Consider the following 16,518-nt stretch of genomic DNA (forward strand, 5'->3'; position numbering starts at 1 on the left):
TATGCTGGAACTGAAATCTATTTATAAAAACTACAATCCCGGCAGTGTCAATGAGATGGTACTATTTGATGACTTTAACCTGACAGTTCCGGACGGACAGTTTGTGGCAGTTGTGGGAAGTAATGGCTCGGGAAAGACTTCAATGCTTAATATCATCTGCGGTTCTATTCAGGCGGACAGAGGAGAGGTGCTTGTTAACGGTGTTAACATTGCCAATGAGCGTGACTATCAGAGACACAGAACTATTGGAAGAGTTTACCAGGATCCATCTAAGGGTACCTGCCCTTCAATGAACATACTTGAGAATATGTCAATCGCAGATAACAAGGGCAAGATTTACGGATTGCAAGCCGGTGTTAATCATAAGAGGAAGGACTACTACAGGGAACTTTTAAAAGGCTTGGGACTTGGACTTGAGGATAAGCTGTACACTAAGGTTGGTTCACTTTCAGGCGGACAGAGACAGGCAGTTGCTCTTCTCATGAGTACTATGACACCTTTGGAGTTTCTTATTCTTGATGAGCATACCGCGGCGCTTGACCCTAAAACAGCCGATATAATTATGGAACTTACGGAGAAAATCGTTAGGGAGAAGAAGGTGACTACCATCATGGTTACACATAATCTCCGTTATGCTACTCAGTATGGCGACAGACTTTTGATGCTTCATGAAGGTTCTGTTATACTTGATAAGTCAGGAGAAGAGAAAAAGAAGATGAATCCTGATCAGATCATGCATCTGTTTAATGAGATAAGTGTTGAGTGCGGTAATTAATACCTGCTTTTACCTGAATTGATAGATCATATTGATTGTATTATTGGCGGATTTGGATAGCTTACATGCTTCTAATCCGCCTTTTATATTGATTGAATGGTAAATATCAGTATGTTAGAATTTTCACAGAGGGGAACTATAAAAAGTTTAGGGGAGAAAAATATGAATGAGCAGAAATTTGATCCAATGACAGGGGAACAGATGGGTCAGCAGCAGAGCGGCTTCAAGTTTGATCCGATGACAGGAAAACCACTTGATCCGCAGTCAGGTTATAAGTATGACCCGATGACGGGAAAACCACTTATCCAAGGCAATCAGCCCACCGGTTATGGCATGCAGCAATCTAATGCCTACGGTTATGATCCGGCAGCAATTGAAAAGGAACAGTCAGATAAGAACAAAAAGCTGGCATTGACGATTGCGGGAGTATGTGCATCTCTATTCCTGATAACAGGAATTATAGGAGTTGTTAAGCTTACGAAAATCGTGGCAGCCAAAAATCTTGAGAAGGATATTGAAAAATCCATAACTGCAGAGGTTCCAGATGAGGATCAGTATGTAGATACCGGTATAGAGGGATTGGAACTGGAAAAGATTACTGAGCCTACACTAGAGGACTTTGGACTTACAGAGGAAGAAGAATCGGCAGAAGAAACGGCAGATGAACAGGTAGATGAGCAGGATGGTGATAGCGTCCCTTTAGATGCCATAGCCGAAGAGAATTCTACAAAATCAGGCAGCGAAACTGATACCAGAAATCTGTTTACTTTCCAAATTGGTGATGAATCATATCAGATTCCTGGCAAGGTCAGTGACTATTTGGATAAAGGGTGGACCTTTGATGATGATAAAGAGGCAGCCACTATTATTGATTCTTATTCTAAAGAGTTTTTAGAATTCTATTATCCCGGAGGAAGAAATTCACTCCTGGTTGATATCACAAACTTTAGCCTGGATGCTCAGGAAGCTAAGGACTGTTATATCACAAAAATTTCTCTTTCTGATTATGATATGGAGGAGTTTGGTAATGAGCTGACAATCCATGGAGGAGATCTTGTACTTGGCAAGAGTACAGAGGCGGATATAGTAGCTGCAATGGGTGAGCCGGATGAACTTTTTGAAGGTACCTATGGTGATGTCCTTTATTATTACGGTGATAGCAGTAATAGCCTGGAGTATTGTGTTGGCTATAGCCTTAATGAGGACAGAGTATTCGAGAACATAAGACTTACTAATGAAAATGAGCCTGTAGGATTTGAGCAGGTTGATGTAAGCTCTGAGAGACCTTCTTATCTGGATAATTATGTTGCGCCTTCTTCACTTGGTGACGATCCCTTTTCAGGAAACTTTGAACTCGATGGAACAGTTTACAATCTTCCGGTACCCTTTGAAGAATTGACCAGGAATGGTTGGAAATATGACGGGGATGAGAATTATTCCGTAGGATCGGGACAGGAATATGTAATTCAGTTTAGAAAGGGCAATATGTCTTTTACCACTAACGTGTATAATCCTACTGATAAAGCTATACTTTTGAAGTATACGATTGTGGTAATGATAGGTGCTAATAACAGCTCTTATGATGATTATCTGATTCAGTTTCCCGGCGGACTTAATTGTGATCTGACAGAGGAAGAGGTCAAGGAATATATTAAAAATAATGGCATTGAGAACTATGAGTACAAGAAGGGTTCTTCTTCGTATAGCATACCTTTTGATCAGACAGGTAAAATAAGAAGTGCTGCCAATAATGAATATACAATTTTCATGGGTGAAAAAACTGTATACTTTATGCATGTAAGAAACTATGGATGGCTCTTTAACTAAATAAATAATTTATAGTAGCGGCGGAAATCTTTGCGTAAGATTTCTGCCGTTATTTTTTGAAAAATGGAAGTTACTCTATAGACATCGTGACTCAAACATATATAATTGAAAAAGGAAAAATGCTAATCAGTATATAGGGGAGTGCATAATCTATGATGAATAATCTAAGACACATGATGCGTCCGCTTGATTTCACTGTTGAAGAGCTTGAGCAGCTGTTTGACACAGCAGGTGATATTGAGCGAAATATGAGCGCTTATGCTCACAAATGCGATGGTAACATTCTGGCAACCTGTTTTTATGAACCCAGTACCAGAACCAGACTCAGTTTTGAAACCGCGATGTTACGTCTAGGCGGTCAGATAATCGGTTTTGCCGATGCATCCAGTTCTTCAGTTTCTAAAGGCGAGAGTGTCGCCGATACTATTCGAGTTATTTCCAGTTTTGCTGATATTTGTGCTATGCGTCATCCTAAGGAGGGTGCTCCTATGGTAGCAGCAGCGAATTCAATTATTCCCGTTATCAACGCCGGTGATGGTGGACATCATCATCCAACTCAGACTCTTACGGATCTTCTTACAATCCGATCATTGCACGGAACTCTTTCCGGTTTTACTATTGGCCTTTGCGGCGATCTTAAGTTTGGAAGAACAGTTCATTCTTTGATAAATGCACTTGTTCGTTACAAAGATATCCATTTTATTTTCATATCACCAAAAGAGCTTCGTGTTCCTGACTATATCACGGAGATGCTAAATGAAAATAACATAACATATGAAGAAGTCATAAAACTTGAAGATGTAATGCCAAGACTGGATCTTTTATATATGACAAGAGTTCAGAAGGAACGTTTCTTCAATGAGGAGGATTACATACGACTGCGTGATTTCTATATCCTCAACGAGGAGAAGATGGAGATGGCTAAAAAGGATATGCATATTCTTCATCCGCTTCCCAGAGTAAATGAGATTTCCGTGGAAGTTGATAAGGATCCCAGGGCCGCATATTTTAAGCAGGTTCAGTATGGTTTGTATGTGAGAATGGCGCTTATCTTAACGCTCCTTGATAAGACGGATGCTCATATGAATCATGGACTTTTGAGAACATTTTAAGAGAGGAAGTAAATATGCTGAACGTTGGAAAAATCGAAGAGGGATTCGTTTTAGATCATATCAAGGCTGGCAGGAGTATGCAGATATATCATCATCTTGGCCTTGATAAACTGGATTGTACTGTTGCAATTATCAAGAATGCCAGAAGTAATGTCATGGGGAAAAAGGACATTCTTAAGGTTGAATGTGATATTGATACACTTGACCTGGATGTATTGGCATTTATAGATCACAATATAACAGTCAATGTTATCAAGGAGGGAGAGATTGTTGAGAAAAGAGCGCTTTTCCTTCCGCACGAGATTAAGGATGTAATTAAATGCCATAATCCCAGATGTATTTCTTCGATAGAGCAGGGGCTGCCCCATATCTTTTATCTGGCTGATGAAGATAAGGAAGTTTATCGCTGCAAATATTGTGATGAAAAATACAGTGAAAGTTCATCAAAATAAAATATAAAAAAGCAGGAACCGGTTTATACGATTGGATTCCTGCTTTTATTTTGCATATTCATGAACGAAAAAAGTACCATGGCGTTTTTATTTGTATGGAAGGAAAGTGCTTACAACATCTGATCCATCTACAGGAACGTGGTACATAACGTTCTCAACTTCAAAAGGCTTAAAATAAAGATATTTCGATGTGAGACTAAGTGCATGGAATATTCCTTCTGCGATGACTACGTTATCGGAACCATCAAGCTTCATAACACGCAGAGACTCGTTACCGGGTTCTGATGTTGCGTAGAATATGTTGTAATCATTCATGTTATAGAAATCAATTCTTGAGTTGGTGAGGACAGAAGTTTCACCGGTCGATAAATTTGTCCTGCACAGTCTGTAATGGTGAGCAGCATCGATATAGTATACATAACCGTTTTGGACTATAGGCTGCCAGATATTTCCGCTTAGCAGGATACTTGATGCATTTTCAGACATTGTGTCCATTACATGAAGATCATGATCAAGATCTATTCCGCTATAATATATTTTGCCTTCTAAAGCGCATGAGGGATCCAGCTTTTCTGATGTGATAAAGTCCTGCTTCTCACCGTCGATTCTGATTTTATTAAGTCCGGCTTCTTCACCGGAAGTAACTGAATAATAGAGATTGCTTCCTACAAGTTGGACTGATGAAACATTTTCTCTATCCAGAATTACCTGATTGTCACCATTTATGTTACTTCTGTAAAGACCATAGAAGGTAGATATTCTTCCAAGTCCGCTGATGGTATCACTTGAGGTGTTTGTGGATGAGTAATCAAGATAGAAGTAAATATATTTGCCGGCGCCGACAATATTTCTTGTGTTCATGACTGTCAGCTCTTTTAAATCGGTTTCATCCGGATTCATTGAGTAGAGACAGTTATTAGCAAGAGGATTTGAAAAATAGACCTTGCCGTCCATTTCCAAAAAAAGGCCGCCATTATATAGATTGCCAGGTGTGTTACCGACAACATTTTCATCATTCATGGGAACTCGCCTGGAAATTATGTAGATTAAAATAACGATCGTAAGAGCTGTGATGATGGCTGTAAATAGTATCAGAAATTTTCTGTTACTCATAATGTCATTACCTCAGTATGTTAAAAACCGGATGTGTAATTTATAAACTATTTTTAATAAAGTATAGCACGATTTTTAGCGCTAATACCATTAACTTTCCCTTAAATTATGGTACAATTCTAATAATAAAACGCAGGAGAACAAGGTATGGATTTAAATGAACTACGCTCAGATATCGATAAGATCGATTCAGAACTTATAGAATTATTTGAAAAAAGGATGGAAATCAGCAAGAAAGTCGCTGATTACAAGATTCAGGTAGGCAAAAGCATTTTTGATAAGAAAAGAGAAGACCAGAAAATAGAGGATGTTAAGGCTCATACAAAAAGCGATGAGAATAAAGAGCCTACCGGAGAGTTATTCGAAAAAATAATGGAGATCAGCCGCAAAAGGCAGTATGAGAGACTTTCTGAAAGTGGTGTTACGGATAGTCAGGCCAAAAGCGATCCGGTTTACAGGGACCTGATTTCAGAAGGAGAAGGCGGACGTACAACAAATAATTCACTTATTCTCTATAGAAACGCTACAAATCAGCAGTCATATTTAAGGGACAATCTTGTCATCTTAGCGGATAGAAAGCTTTCCGATGAGACTTTTACGAGGGAAGAGCAGGAAAATCTTATACATTTCCTTATGAGTATTCTTATAGAAGAGTCAGCAAGGCGCGGATTTTATGGGAATCTTTGGCATGCCTTTTTAACACTTCTTCTGGTATCAGATGAAAATGCATACAGTATGGCCGATGAAATGCGCGGCGATACCGGAGGTTCAATCAAAGAGCTGGCGCTTCACGATCTATCCTGTTTCAAGAAATGGTTTGATATTGATTTTAGCGAGATGATCGAGAGGCTTCATGTGCCGGAACTTAGAGCCCTCTTTGAATATCAGATTGGTTCATCTGAGAGTAAGGTATTTAATACAAGGGTAAGGGATAGGATCTGTGAACTTTCGGGATGCTTATCAAGATGCTCTGATTCCGAAGAGATGCTTGGCGAGCTGACAATGTTCTATAAGCATTATGGAGTTGGAAAATTCGGGCTTCACAAGGCCTTTAGAATCAGACATGAGGAAAACAGTGCAGTTATTGAACCTATCAGGAATATAAGACATGTTGAATTAAAGGATCTTGTTGGCTATGAGATAGCTAAGCAGAAGCTTATTGAAAATACGGATGCGTTTGTTGCAGGTAAGAAGGCCAACAATTGTCTCCTATATGGTGATGCCGGAACCGGTAAGTCATCAAGTATTAAGGCTATTGCTAATGAGTACTTTGATAAGGGGCTGAGAATTATCGAGATTTATAAGCATCAGTTCAAGGATCTCAATGATGTAATTTCGCAGATAAAAGGTCGTAATTACAAATTTATAATCTATATGGATGATCTCAGCTTTGAGGAATTTGAGACTGACTACAAGTATCTTAAGGCAGTGATTGAAGGCGGACTTGAGAAGAAGCCAGAAAATGTCCTGATCTATGCAACTTCGAACCGAAGACATCTGATAAGAGAAAGCTTTAAGGATAAGCCTGCTATTCTTGACGATGACCTTCATCGAAATGATACGGTTCAGGAAAAGCTGTCCCTTGCTAACAGGTTTGGTGTGACTATATATTTTGGTGCACCGGAGATGAAGGAATATGATGAAATAGTCAGGGTTCTTGCAAAGAGAAATGATATCAATCTTCCTGAGGATGAGCTTATCTCCGAGGCCAGAAAGTGGGAGATGAATCATGGCGGGCTTTCCGGACGAACAGCTCAGCAGTTTATAGATTATCTATTAGGAAAATAAATTAAGCAAAGAAGATATAGGTATTCTTTTAGGGTTTATTAAGTAACATGAAACGGGGGGTATATATGGCAACAGATGTATTTGCTGCAGTAGATATGGGCTCCTACGCTTTGGACATGAAGATATTTGAGATGTCTCAGAAAAAAGGCGTTAAGGAAATCGATCATGTAAGCCATAAGATTGATCTTGGTACGGAAACCTATGCCACAGGTCAGATTTCAGCTACTCATATGGATGAACTTATTCGTATCCTGACGGACTACAATAAGATCATGGAGGGCTATGGAGTTACACGCTATCAGGCCTATGGTACAAGTGCGATGCGAGAGACACAGGATACGGATACTGTTCTTGAGCTCTTAAGACAGCGCACCGGACTTGAGATTGACATCTTGAGTAACTCCGAGCAGAGGTTTCTTGATTACAAATCGGTTGCTCTTAATAACGAGCGGTTCTTTAAATTTCTTGAGAAACCAACTGCTATTGTTGATGTGGGTGGAGGAAGTATTCAGATTTCTCTTTTTGAGAATGATACTCTTGTTACTACCCAGCAGCTTCGGCTCGGAGTGCTAAGATTGTATTCCACCATGCAGCATATTCAGCCCGGACATAGCAAATTCCCAATGCTTGTACAGGAACTGGTTGAATCGCAGCTAAATGTATTTGCCAAGATGTATTTGAAGGACAGAAAAATAGAGAATGTTATTCTTATAGATGATTATGTATCACCTGTTCTTCAAAGGATAAATTTGGGAATGGAAGAAAAGGGGTATGCCTCTGCAAAGGAATTTGTTTATTATATGGGCACCCTTGCCAATAAGTCGCTTGCAGACATATCAAAAAAATTGGGACTTGCTCAGGACAACATAATGCTTATGTATGTTTCGGGACTTCTGGTGAGCAACATTATGGCAATGCTTAAGGCGGAGACCATCTGGGCTCCGGGAGGAACTCTATGTGATGGTATTGCATTCGAATATGCCGAGCGCAAGAAATATATAAAGAGCTCACATGATTTCGAGCAGGATATCGTGGCATGTGCTCAGAATATTTCACGAAGATATATGGGAAGCAAGCAGCGCAGTGAGACGCTTCAGACAATAGCACTCAATATTTTTGACAGTATGAAAAAAGTCCACGGACTTGGAAAAAGAGAACGTCTGTTATTGCAGATATGCACAATTCTTCATGACTGTGGTAAATACATAAGCATGATCAATCTCGGAGATTGTTCCTATAACATCATAATGTCCACAGAGATTATCGGGTTATCTCATTTGGAAAGGTCAATAGTGGCGAATGTAGTAAGATTTAATCATGATGATTTTGAATACTACAAAGGCGGAGGCTACAGATTCCATGGAATTGATCATGATGCGTATCTGACCATTGCCAAGCTTACGGCGATTTTAAGAGTTGCTAATGGTCTCGACAGAACCCACAAACAAAAGTTTAAGGATGTGCGGATTTCTGTTAAGGATAAGGAGATGGAAATAACGGTTGATACCATGGCAGATATTTCTCTTGAAAGAGGGTTGTTTGAAGCGAGAGGAAGCTTCTTTGAACAGGTTTATGGAATCAAACCGGTAATACGACAGAAACGTTTTTAACTTACTATAGATGAGGGGTCGAAATGGCAGGAAAAAAGAAAAATATAAGTGAACCGGAAAAAATAGATTTTTATAATAACGAATATTATATGAACCGTGAGCTCAGCTGGCTTCAGTTCAATAGCAGGTGTTTGTCCGAAGCTAAGGATAAGTCCACACCTCTGTTTGAAAAACTGAAATTCCTTAGCATAACATCCAGCAACCTTGATGAGTTTTTCATGGTTCGTGTGGCTTCGCTGAAGGACATGATTAACGCGGGCTATAAGAAGCCGGATATTGCAGGAATGTCACCTAAGCAACAGCTCGACGAAGTGACGGAAGCTGTTCATAATTTTGTTATTGAGCAATATAGAATTTACAATCGATTGTTATTGCCTGAGCTTAGTTCCAATGGAATCGAGATCGTGAAGGACTATAAAAAACTAAGCCCTGAAGAGGGAGATTATATTGACAGGTACTTCGATGATTTTGTATATCCAGTACTTACTCCGATGGCGGTGGATTCATCGAGACCTTTCCCTCTTATTCGTAATAAGACCCTGAACATCGGTGCTCTTGTTAAGGGCAAGGATAACGATGATGAGATGGAATTCGCCATGGTTCAGGTGCCTTCCGTACTTCCGAGAATAATGGAAATTCCTGAGATGAGCGGCGTAAGAAAGATCATGCTTCTAGAGCAGATCATTCAGAGGAATATTCATAAGCTCTTCCTCAATTATGATATCGTATGTTGCCATCCTTTCAGGGTTGGAAGAAATGCCGATCTTTCGATTGATGAGGACGAGGCAGAGGATCTTCTTAAAGAAATAGAGAAACAGCTCAAGAGACGTCAGTGGGGCCAGGCCATAAGACTGGAGGTTGGGAAAGGTTTTGATAAGAGACTTTTAAAGCTTCTTGTTGATGAGCTTAAGGTTGAGCAGAGAGAAGTTTATACCGTTGATGGACCTCTTGATCTTACATTTCTTATGAAAATGTATGGCATAGAAGGCTTTGATTACCTCAAGGAACATGGATATAATCCGCCTGCACAGGTAGTTCAGCTTCCTAATGACAGAGATATCTTTGAGTGCATAAGAGAGGGTGATATCCTTATGCATCACCCTTACGAGAGCTTTGATCCTGTTGTCAGATTTGTTGAGACTGCTGCATCAGATCCGGCAGTACTTGCCATAAAGCAGACCTTGTACCGCGTAAGTGGTAATTCACCTATTATCGCGGCGCTTGCTAAGGCGGCTGATAACGGCAAGCAGGTTTCCGTTCTCGTTGAATTAAAGGCCCGTTTTGATGAGGAAAACAATATTGTTTGGGCTAAGATGCTTGAGAAAGCAGGCTGTCACGTAATTTATGGATTAAAGGGTCTCAAGACTCATAGTAAGATAACGCTTGTTGTTAGAAAAGAGGAAGATGGTATCAGGCGTTATGTTCATTTGGCAACAGGTAATTATAATGATTCCACAGCAAAGCTTTACACTGATGTCGGAATGTTTACCTGCGCTGAAGCCTATGGCGAGGATGCTACTGCTGTATTTAATATGCTCTCAGGTTATTCGGAGCCGGTTGTTTGGAATAAGCTGACTATTGCACCATTGTGGCTTAAGGACAGAATTCTTGATCTTATTAAAAGAGAGGCAGATCACGCAAGAAATGGCGAGCCTGCCCATATCATAGCCAAGATGAATTCAATCTGTCACAAGGATGTAATTGCTGCACTCTATGAAGCAAGCAGTGCAGGGGTTAAGATTGATCTCATTGTAAGAGGTATTTGCTGTCTTAGAACCGGAATCCCCGGAGTCAGCGATAATATCAAGGTTCGTTCTATAGTTGGTAACTTCCTTGAGCATAGTAGAATTTTCTATTTTGAAAATGGTGGAAGCCCCGAGTACTATGCATCAAGTGCAGACTGGATGCCAAGAAATCTTGAGCGAAGAGTTGAGATAATGTTCCCTGTTGAGAATCCGGCGCTTCGTGAGAAGCTTTGGCATATCCTTGACTGTGAACTTCGTGATAATGTTAAAGCCCACGTGATGAATGATAAAGGGGAATATATTAAGGTGACGAAGAGAGGAGGAGATTCTCTTAACTCACAGAAGCTGTTCGGAAAAGAGGCTACGGAACTGGGAAAGCCAAAGAATATTTCTGAGAACAGAGTCTTTGAACCTGAATATAGAGATGATCATGGACTATAATTTTTCTCTAAGTACAATGCCTTATTTTGTGTAATAGCTATATGTACCAGGGAGAAGAAAATCCAGAGTATAGTTTATGAATGAGGAAAAAATGAGATACATACTTGCATCAGGGTCTCCTAGAAGGCGAGAACTTCTTGGGACTTTGGATATTGAATTTGAAATAATCCCTGCGGAAGGTGAAGAAATAATAACCAGCGATGTTCCTTCAGAGGTTGTGACTTCTCTTTCGGAGCAGAAGGCTAAAGAGATTTTTCATAAACTTTTTAGAGATAATAAAGACACTCTCGTTGTAATTGGTTCAGATACCGTTGTATCATATAGAGAGAAAATACTTGGCAAGCCAAAGGACAGAAACGATGCCGAAGAAATGATCCGGAATCTTCAGGGAGAGACACATCAGGTGTATACCGGAGTGACGGTGATATATGGTTCAGGTGGTGAAGAGAAGTCGTTCTCATTCTACGAGTGTACTGACGTAAATGTATATCCGATGAGTGAAAAGGAAATTATGGATTATCTTGATACCGATGAACCTTATGACAAGGCCGGAGCCTATGGTATCCAGGGAATTTTCGGAAGATATGTCAAGGGTATCGAAGGCGACTACAATAATGTGGTTGGACTTCCGCTCTCAAGATTATATCAGAAATTAAAAACCAGAGATTTAATATAACCACTTTATGCACAGGTAATAGGGTAGCCTGTGGGAAAGCGAGCTATGAATGCACGAGTATGATGATGCCGTTCTTAATTGTTTTTTAGAAAATCAGGGACAACTTTTTTCTGAAAATGTGGCTGAGAGCCCGGAGGAAGCGGAGGCTTTTCTTGAAGACTGCATGGCAGTAGTTGTTGACTCTCCAGAGGAGGTTGAGGAATACTTTGAGGAGGCAGGTCTTGATCCTGGGGATGGCGATGTCATGGAAGCATCTGAAGTTTTTGATGTCGGTGATGGCAGATATCTCATAGTTGAAGGATGAATTTGCGCTTTTTATAACACGAGTAATTTTATATTGCTGATATTAGCGAAAGTTAATAAATACTTAAGGGAATATACATTGTTTGTATATTCCCTCTTTTTTACAATTAATTCATAGATGAGGGAAGATACTATGAAAATTGCAAAAAAGTTCTTTGTATCATTATTGGTATTTGCACTTTCGCTTGTAGTTGTTTTGGAAAGTCCGGCTTGTGCGATACAGGCGGGTGCATCATCCAATTATCTCAAAAAGAATAATATCCGAACGACCTTAAAAAAGGGAAAGAATGTTACTGTTCAAAGTGCTTGTCCCGGAATAGGTTATAGGAACAGCAAGGTTCGGATTATGGAATTTGAAAAAGAAGATGCTGAGGATAGAGAAGGGTATGAGTGTGCATATATCAAGGTGAAAATCTCTACTCCTAAACTTAATTCAGGTCAGGTAGCAAGGGCTGTCAAGGCAGCTAACAAGAGTGGTCTTGGAAACAGTATTACTGCTACCTATAATGCTGTTGTCATAGATGGGAAAAGCGGATTGTCACTTGGCGCCTTTACATTAGGGACCACTGAGGTTGATGGAGTGTTATCGGCCTGTGTGAGATCATATGACAGCTATTATGAACAGAAGGCCGGCGGCTATGATGTTGCCGGATACAAAGATCTTATTTATACTATTGCAGTCTGCTATCCAAAGAAGAGAAAGAATATTTATGTAGGTATAGCAGGGACAACAGATTTGGACTATATGATGTGTCAGGATTTTGAAATCAGAAATATGAAATTTGCAAAGACAAATATGTACAGCAAAAAGAATGCTAAGCTAAGTTCATTTCTTAAAGTTAATTAAGATGGCAAAAGCCCCTGTTCATTTCGAACAGGGACTTTTAATTTTTGTTATCATTTGTTATTTAAGCTTTTTGAATTTAAACTTTGCCTTTTTAGCACCGGCTTTTTTATACTTTTTAACAAGCTTGTTATAAGTTTTTTTATTCTTGGCAGTAAGAGTGATCTTAGTGCCGTCTTTTAATCCCTTGAAAGCGTTTTTGTTCAGTTTGGATACATTTTTACCAACGATAATACTCTTTAGCTTCTTACAGTTTTTAAATGCTTTTGAGCCTATCGAAGTGACTGCATATTTCTTTGAACCAATAGTTACATTTTCAGGAATTATTATCTTTGATACCTTTTTGTTGCTAATGGCTTCAAATCGAACTTCGCTGTCAGAGGTAATTACATATATCGCTCCGGAAGTAGGATCTGTAAACTTATCACCCTTCTTGTAGCCGGTTTCTGTAGTGGTAGTCGAAGGAGAATCAACAGGTATGACAGTAGGAGCGTTGTCATTACCGGTATTTCCTGTTTCAGAAGCATCTGATGATGGCGTATCTGATGCAGGCTCGTTTCCGGGATTTTGTGGTTCGTCATTTTCACCCGGCTCATCTTCGGGAACTTCGCCTGATGAATCCTTGATAATTATCTTGCAGGTAGCTGTCTTACCACCGTAGGAAGCAGTAATTGTTGCTGTTCCGGGAGCAATGGGCTTTATCCTGATTGAGCCTGAATAACCGCTTGGAACATTATAATTTTCGGAATCAAATGGTACAATTTCTGCTTTGGTAGTATTACTGGATGTCCAGGTTACGTTGTAAAGTGAGTTTAAGTCATCATTTCCTGCATGAAGAGAGAGTAGCCTGTAATTACCGCTACTATCAGGATGGGCGATTAGCTCGTGATCCGAAAGCTCTAAGCTGTTCATTTTCTTGACAGTCAGTTCACAGCTATCTGAATATGAGCTATTGGAATCAGCATAAGTAGCTGTCAAAGTGACCTTTCCGGGGGCTTTGGTTATGAGATAACCATCGCTGTTAAAGGTAGCTACCGATTCATCGCTGCTTTTGAATGTTATTTTATCAAGAAGATCAGCAGGCTCCACCTTGAATAGTGATGACAATTCAGCAAAGGAATTTTCATCCAAAGTTTGTTTTTGCTGGACAAAGGACAATTTAGGAGCATTTACACCTACCGCCAAGACACCCATCCGCCCTTCTTCGTCAGTGACGGTTACTAATACGACACCAGGCTTCCTTGCTATTAACCCTCCATCAGCTGTTATGGATAAAACCGTTTCGTCAGAGGTGCTATAGGTGAGCTTTGAACGATTTATCCAATGATTCATGCCATCCTCATACACACTGAAATAATATGGCTCTTGTCCCACGAACAGTTCTTTAGGATAGGAGTCGAAATCTAAGGTCTCTGCCTTTCTTGAAATTTTGGACAGGTCATTTAAGACAACTGTTTCGTCATGTGAAACTTTATCAGACATATCCCTTATTGTAACGCTTATGGAGAGGCTGTTAATACTTGTTATATCTGTGATGTAGTATTCTTCGGGAATAATCATGTTTCCATACATTTTCTCGCCGGGGTAGAGACATTCGCTCTTAAGGGTATTGAAAATGTAATTGTCATTTACACTTTTTTCGTTAACCTTATTAATATACGCTGAAAACTGGTAAGTATTATTTTTTGATTTATTCTGTATATACAATGAAATTACGGATTCAATTAAGTTGTGATTGTAACACCTTTCGTATATACTTGTTACTTCAGCGCTAATATCCTTAAAGTTTAGACTGAGATCCTTACCTGAAGGAGTTCTTCTTACATATGATGTGGCTGTTCCGGTTCCGGGCTTTATTACAAAAGGCCATTTTGAATGTTTTCCATTTTCTACCAGATAATCGACTGTTCCACGAAGCTCCGAAATTTCCATTGTACCCAATTGGGCAAACACATCTTCGCCAATGGAAAATGTATGCTTTTTGGGAGTGCCTTTTGTTATTTTTCCGGAGGTTTTTAGTTTCTGGGTGTAACCGTGATGAAAACTGTGTACCTTGAGACCATTTATGCTAGTAATGGTAATGTCGCTGTTTATTGGCTGTGCTCCAAGACATTCTTCAGTAATATCCAGACGATAGCTTGACCCAACCATCTGCGCACTGTCAAGACTAATACTGAATACATTATCTTCCTTGAACAATAATCCGCTGGCATTAAGAGATGGCGCTTTTACAATAGGTTTATTTTTAAGTTCAGTGGTCTCTTCCCTTTTAGGAAGTACACGGATATATGCTTCTGCTGTAAGGGGTGTAGGATATCCTTCCATACTGGCAGTAGCGATTATCTTTGTAATTCCTTCTGATTTGCCATACAGCCTTTTATAAGGCCCCATGACTGCAATGTTTTCATCTTCGGTTTTTATTGAAACATTAAAATTATCCATTGACTCAGGATATATGGAGTAGTCGTAAGGAATGAAATCATCACAGGCTACGGCTTTGGAATATATTACGAGTTTGGGACTTCTGACATCCAATGCTTTTTGAAAAATTAACGTTCCATAAGCTGCGCGTATGATTGTCACTCCGGGAACGCCGGTAAGTGTGATATTACCATTACTGTCAATTGTAGCGATGCTTTCATCACTGCTTGACCAGACGATTTTTTCGTGTGGAATACTGGTTTCGGGCTTCCTGTCATCTAGTGCTAATTTACAGGAACGCGGATCATCGCCTATATAAAATGTATTATAACAGCTCTTAGAGGAATCATTTTTGTTAACAAAATACACATTTAAAGATTGATAAGAATGAGCTGAATCTTCTATAACAATTATTTTTCCAAAATCCAGATTTGCATTTTTTGTGGAAATGACTTTTCCTGAGTCGGTGTTTTTTAAAGTGTAAGTGACTGGTTCAACCGCCTTGTTTTTAAGCAAATTTTCAAGCTTCGAATTGTCTCCTAGGTAGCTAGGGCTTCTATTTACAGAATAAATATTTGGTGAAAGATAAAAACTGAATATTTTTGAACCATCCTTATAGCTTGCAGTTAAAAGCAAATTAGAAGAAGTAGTGTTCTGGTAATCACAATAAATATCATAGTCACCCTTCGAATCCTTCTTGAATGCAGATAGGTTAAATACAACAGCCCCCTTTATGGAACTATTATCACTTGAATTGAATTTTGCACCGGTGAGCTCATTAAAAAGAATCTCATCATTGGAGGAATCATCTTCAAGAGCTGCGTGAAATGTACCATTTTTTTCATTAAGAAGAATCTTATCCGTTGTATCAATAATCTTTATGTAACCATCGATATTTTTTACTCTATTTACTTTTCCTTCCAGTAGAGTAGAGAACGAAATTACAGCCGGTCTCGATACGGTCGCGCCTTTCCCTATACGAAAACTGGAAAGGTATCCGGAAAGGTGTGGATAACCTTCCTGCTCAATACTTCTTGTTATGGCCAAAGGTGAGGAAAGGTTTTTTCCATTAATCTTTGTAACATAAACGTTGACAAAAACAGGCTTAGTGTATTTGTTCTCGAATTTGAGATCCAAATAATATCCTGCGAGATAGTTAGGATTAAGATGAGGAATATCATTATATTGAAGAGATGTTCCTCCAATAGTGACCTTCATGTATTTGTTATTGGAAAACAGGACTTTACCTTTGTTGTCCCTGACAGATGCGGACGCATCCAGTGAATTGAGATTGATGCACAGAAGCATCAAAAGAAGCGCAAACAGCAGCCGGGCTGCGATTGCTTTAACCCTTTTTTTCATACACTTTCCCTCCAAATGATTTCGGGATAGTTCCCGATAATAATAGACT

Annotated in this window: 12 protein-coding genes and 1 pseudogene; 11 read left to right on the forward strand and 2 right to left on the reverse strand. The window is 39.4% G+C overall.

Going from position 1 to position 16,518, the window contains the following annotated elements:
- Nucleotide 1: 1 nt before the first annotated feature.
- The 4 genes from G586_RS0106430 (at nucleotide 2) to G586_RS0106445 (ending at nucleotide 4,166) form a co-directional block, all read left to right on the forward strand.
- Nucleotides 2-775: an ABC transporter ATP-binding protein gene (locus G586_RS0106430; RefSeq protein WP_026527090.1), complete on the forward strand. Its 774-nt coding sequence runs from the start codon at nucleotides 2-4 to the stop codon at nucleotides 773-775.
- 162 nt (nucleotides 776-937) lie between these two features.
- The gene (locus tag G586_RS0106435) at nucleotides 938-2,602 is read left to right on the forward strand and encodes a DUF1720 domain-containing protein (protein ID WP_026527091.1); all 1,665 of its coding nucleotides are present in this window, start codon (nucleotides 938-940) and stop codon (nucleotides 2,600-2,602) included.
- Between the two features lie 155 nt (nucleotides 2,603-2,757).
- Nucleotides 2,758-3,714 (forward strand): aspartate carbamoyltransferase, encoded by a 957-nt coding sequence (pyrB, locus tag G586_RS0106440; RefSeq protein WP_026527092.1) that lies wholly within the window; start codon nucleotides 2,758-2,760, stop codon nucleotides 3,712-3,714.
- 14 nt (nucleotides 3,715-3,728) lie between these two features.
- Nucleotides 3,729-4,166: an aspartate carbamoyltransferase regulatory subunit gene (locus G586_RS0106445; RefSeq protein WP_026527093.1), complete on the forward strand. Its 438-nt coding sequence runs from the start codon at nucleotides 3,729-3,731 to the stop codon at nucleotides 4,164-4,166.
- Between the two features lie 87 nt (nucleotides 4,167-4,253).
- On the opposite strand, the gene G586_RS0106450 is transcribed toward G586_RS0106445, so the two are convergent.
- Nucleotides 4,254-5,279: a DUF5050 domain-containing protein gene (locus G586_RS0106450; RefSeq protein WP_026527094.1), complete on the reverse strand. Its 1,026-nt coding sequence runs from the start codon at nucleotides 5,277-5,279 to the stop codon at nucleotides 4,254-4,256.
- A gap of 147 nt (nucleotides 5,280-5,426) precedes the next feature.
- Between G586_RS0106450 and G586_RS27485 the strand changes: the two are divergent.
- From G586_RS27485 to G586_RS0106480, 7 genes and pseudogenes are all read left to right on the forward strand, one after another.
- Nucleotides 5,427-5,666, forward strand: a pseudogene (locus G586_RS27485) (chorismate mutase); the annotation flags it as partial.
- 78 nt (nucleotides 5,667-5,744) lie between these two features.
- Nucleotides 5,745-7,067 carry an ATP-binding protein gene (locus G586_RS0106455; protein WP_035772692.1) on the forward strand — a complete coding sequence of 441 codons (1,323 nt, stop codon included), beginning with the start codon at nucleotides 5,745-5,747 and terminating at the stop codon, nucleotides 7,065-7,067.
- Nucleotides 7,068-7,132: 65 nt separating this feature from the next.
- Nucleotides 7,133-8,677 carry a Ppx/GppA phosphatase family protein gene (locus tag G586_RS0106460; RefSeq protein ID WP_026527096.1) on the forward strand — a complete coding sequence of 515 codons (1,545 nt, stop codon included), beginning with the start codon at nucleotides 7,133-7,135 and terminating at the stop codon, nucleotides 8,675-8,677.
- Between the two features lie 23 nt (nucleotides 8,678-8,700).
- Complete coding sequence (locus tag G586_RS0106465; RefSeq protein WP_026527097.1) at nucleotides 8,701-10,863, forward strand: RNA degradosome polyphosphate kinase; 2,163 nt, start codon at nucleotides 8,701-8,703, stop codon at nucleotides 10,861-10,863.
- A 76-nt stretch (nucleotides 10,864-10,939) separates the two neighbouring features.
- The gene (locus G586_RS0106470) at nucleotides 10,940-11,539 is read left to right on the forward strand and encodes a Maf family protein (RefSeq protein WP_242831978.1); all 600 of its coding nucleotides are present in this window, start codon (nucleotides 10,940-10,942) and stop codon (nucleotides 11,537-11,539) included.
- 49 nt (nucleotides 11,540-11,588) lie between these two features.
- Nucleotides 11,589-11,843: a hypothetical protein gene (locus G586_RS0106475; RefSeq protein WP_026527099.1), complete on the forward strand. Its 255-nt coding sequence runs from the start codon at nucleotides 11,589-11,591 to the stop codon at nucleotides 11,841-11,843.
- Nucleotides 11,844-11,975: 132 nt separating this feature from the next.
- Nucleotides 11,976-12,689 (forward strand): hypothetical protein, encoded by a 714-nt coding sequence (locus G586_RS0106480; RefSeq protein ID WP_026527100.1) that lies wholly within the window; start codon nucleotides 11,976-11,978, stop codon nucleotides 12,687-12,689.
- Between the two features lie 57 nt (nucleotides 12,690-12,746).
- Here G586_RS0106480 and G586_RS0106485 read toward each other — a convergent pair whose 3' ends face one another.
- On the reverse strand, nucleotides 12,747-16,469 hold the full coding sequence (locus G586_RS0106485; RefSeq protein ID WP_026527101.1) for a leucine-rich repeat protein: 3,723 nt from the start codon (nucleotides 16,467-16,469) through the stop codon (nucleotides 12,747-12,749).
- Nucleotides 16,470-16,518: the final 49 nt, after the last annotated feature.

Origin of the sequence: Butyrivibrio sp. VCD2006 (assembly GCF_000423925.1) — a bacterium.
Lineage (GTDB): Bacteria > Bacillota > Clostridia > Lachnospirales > Lachnospiraceae > Butyrivibrio.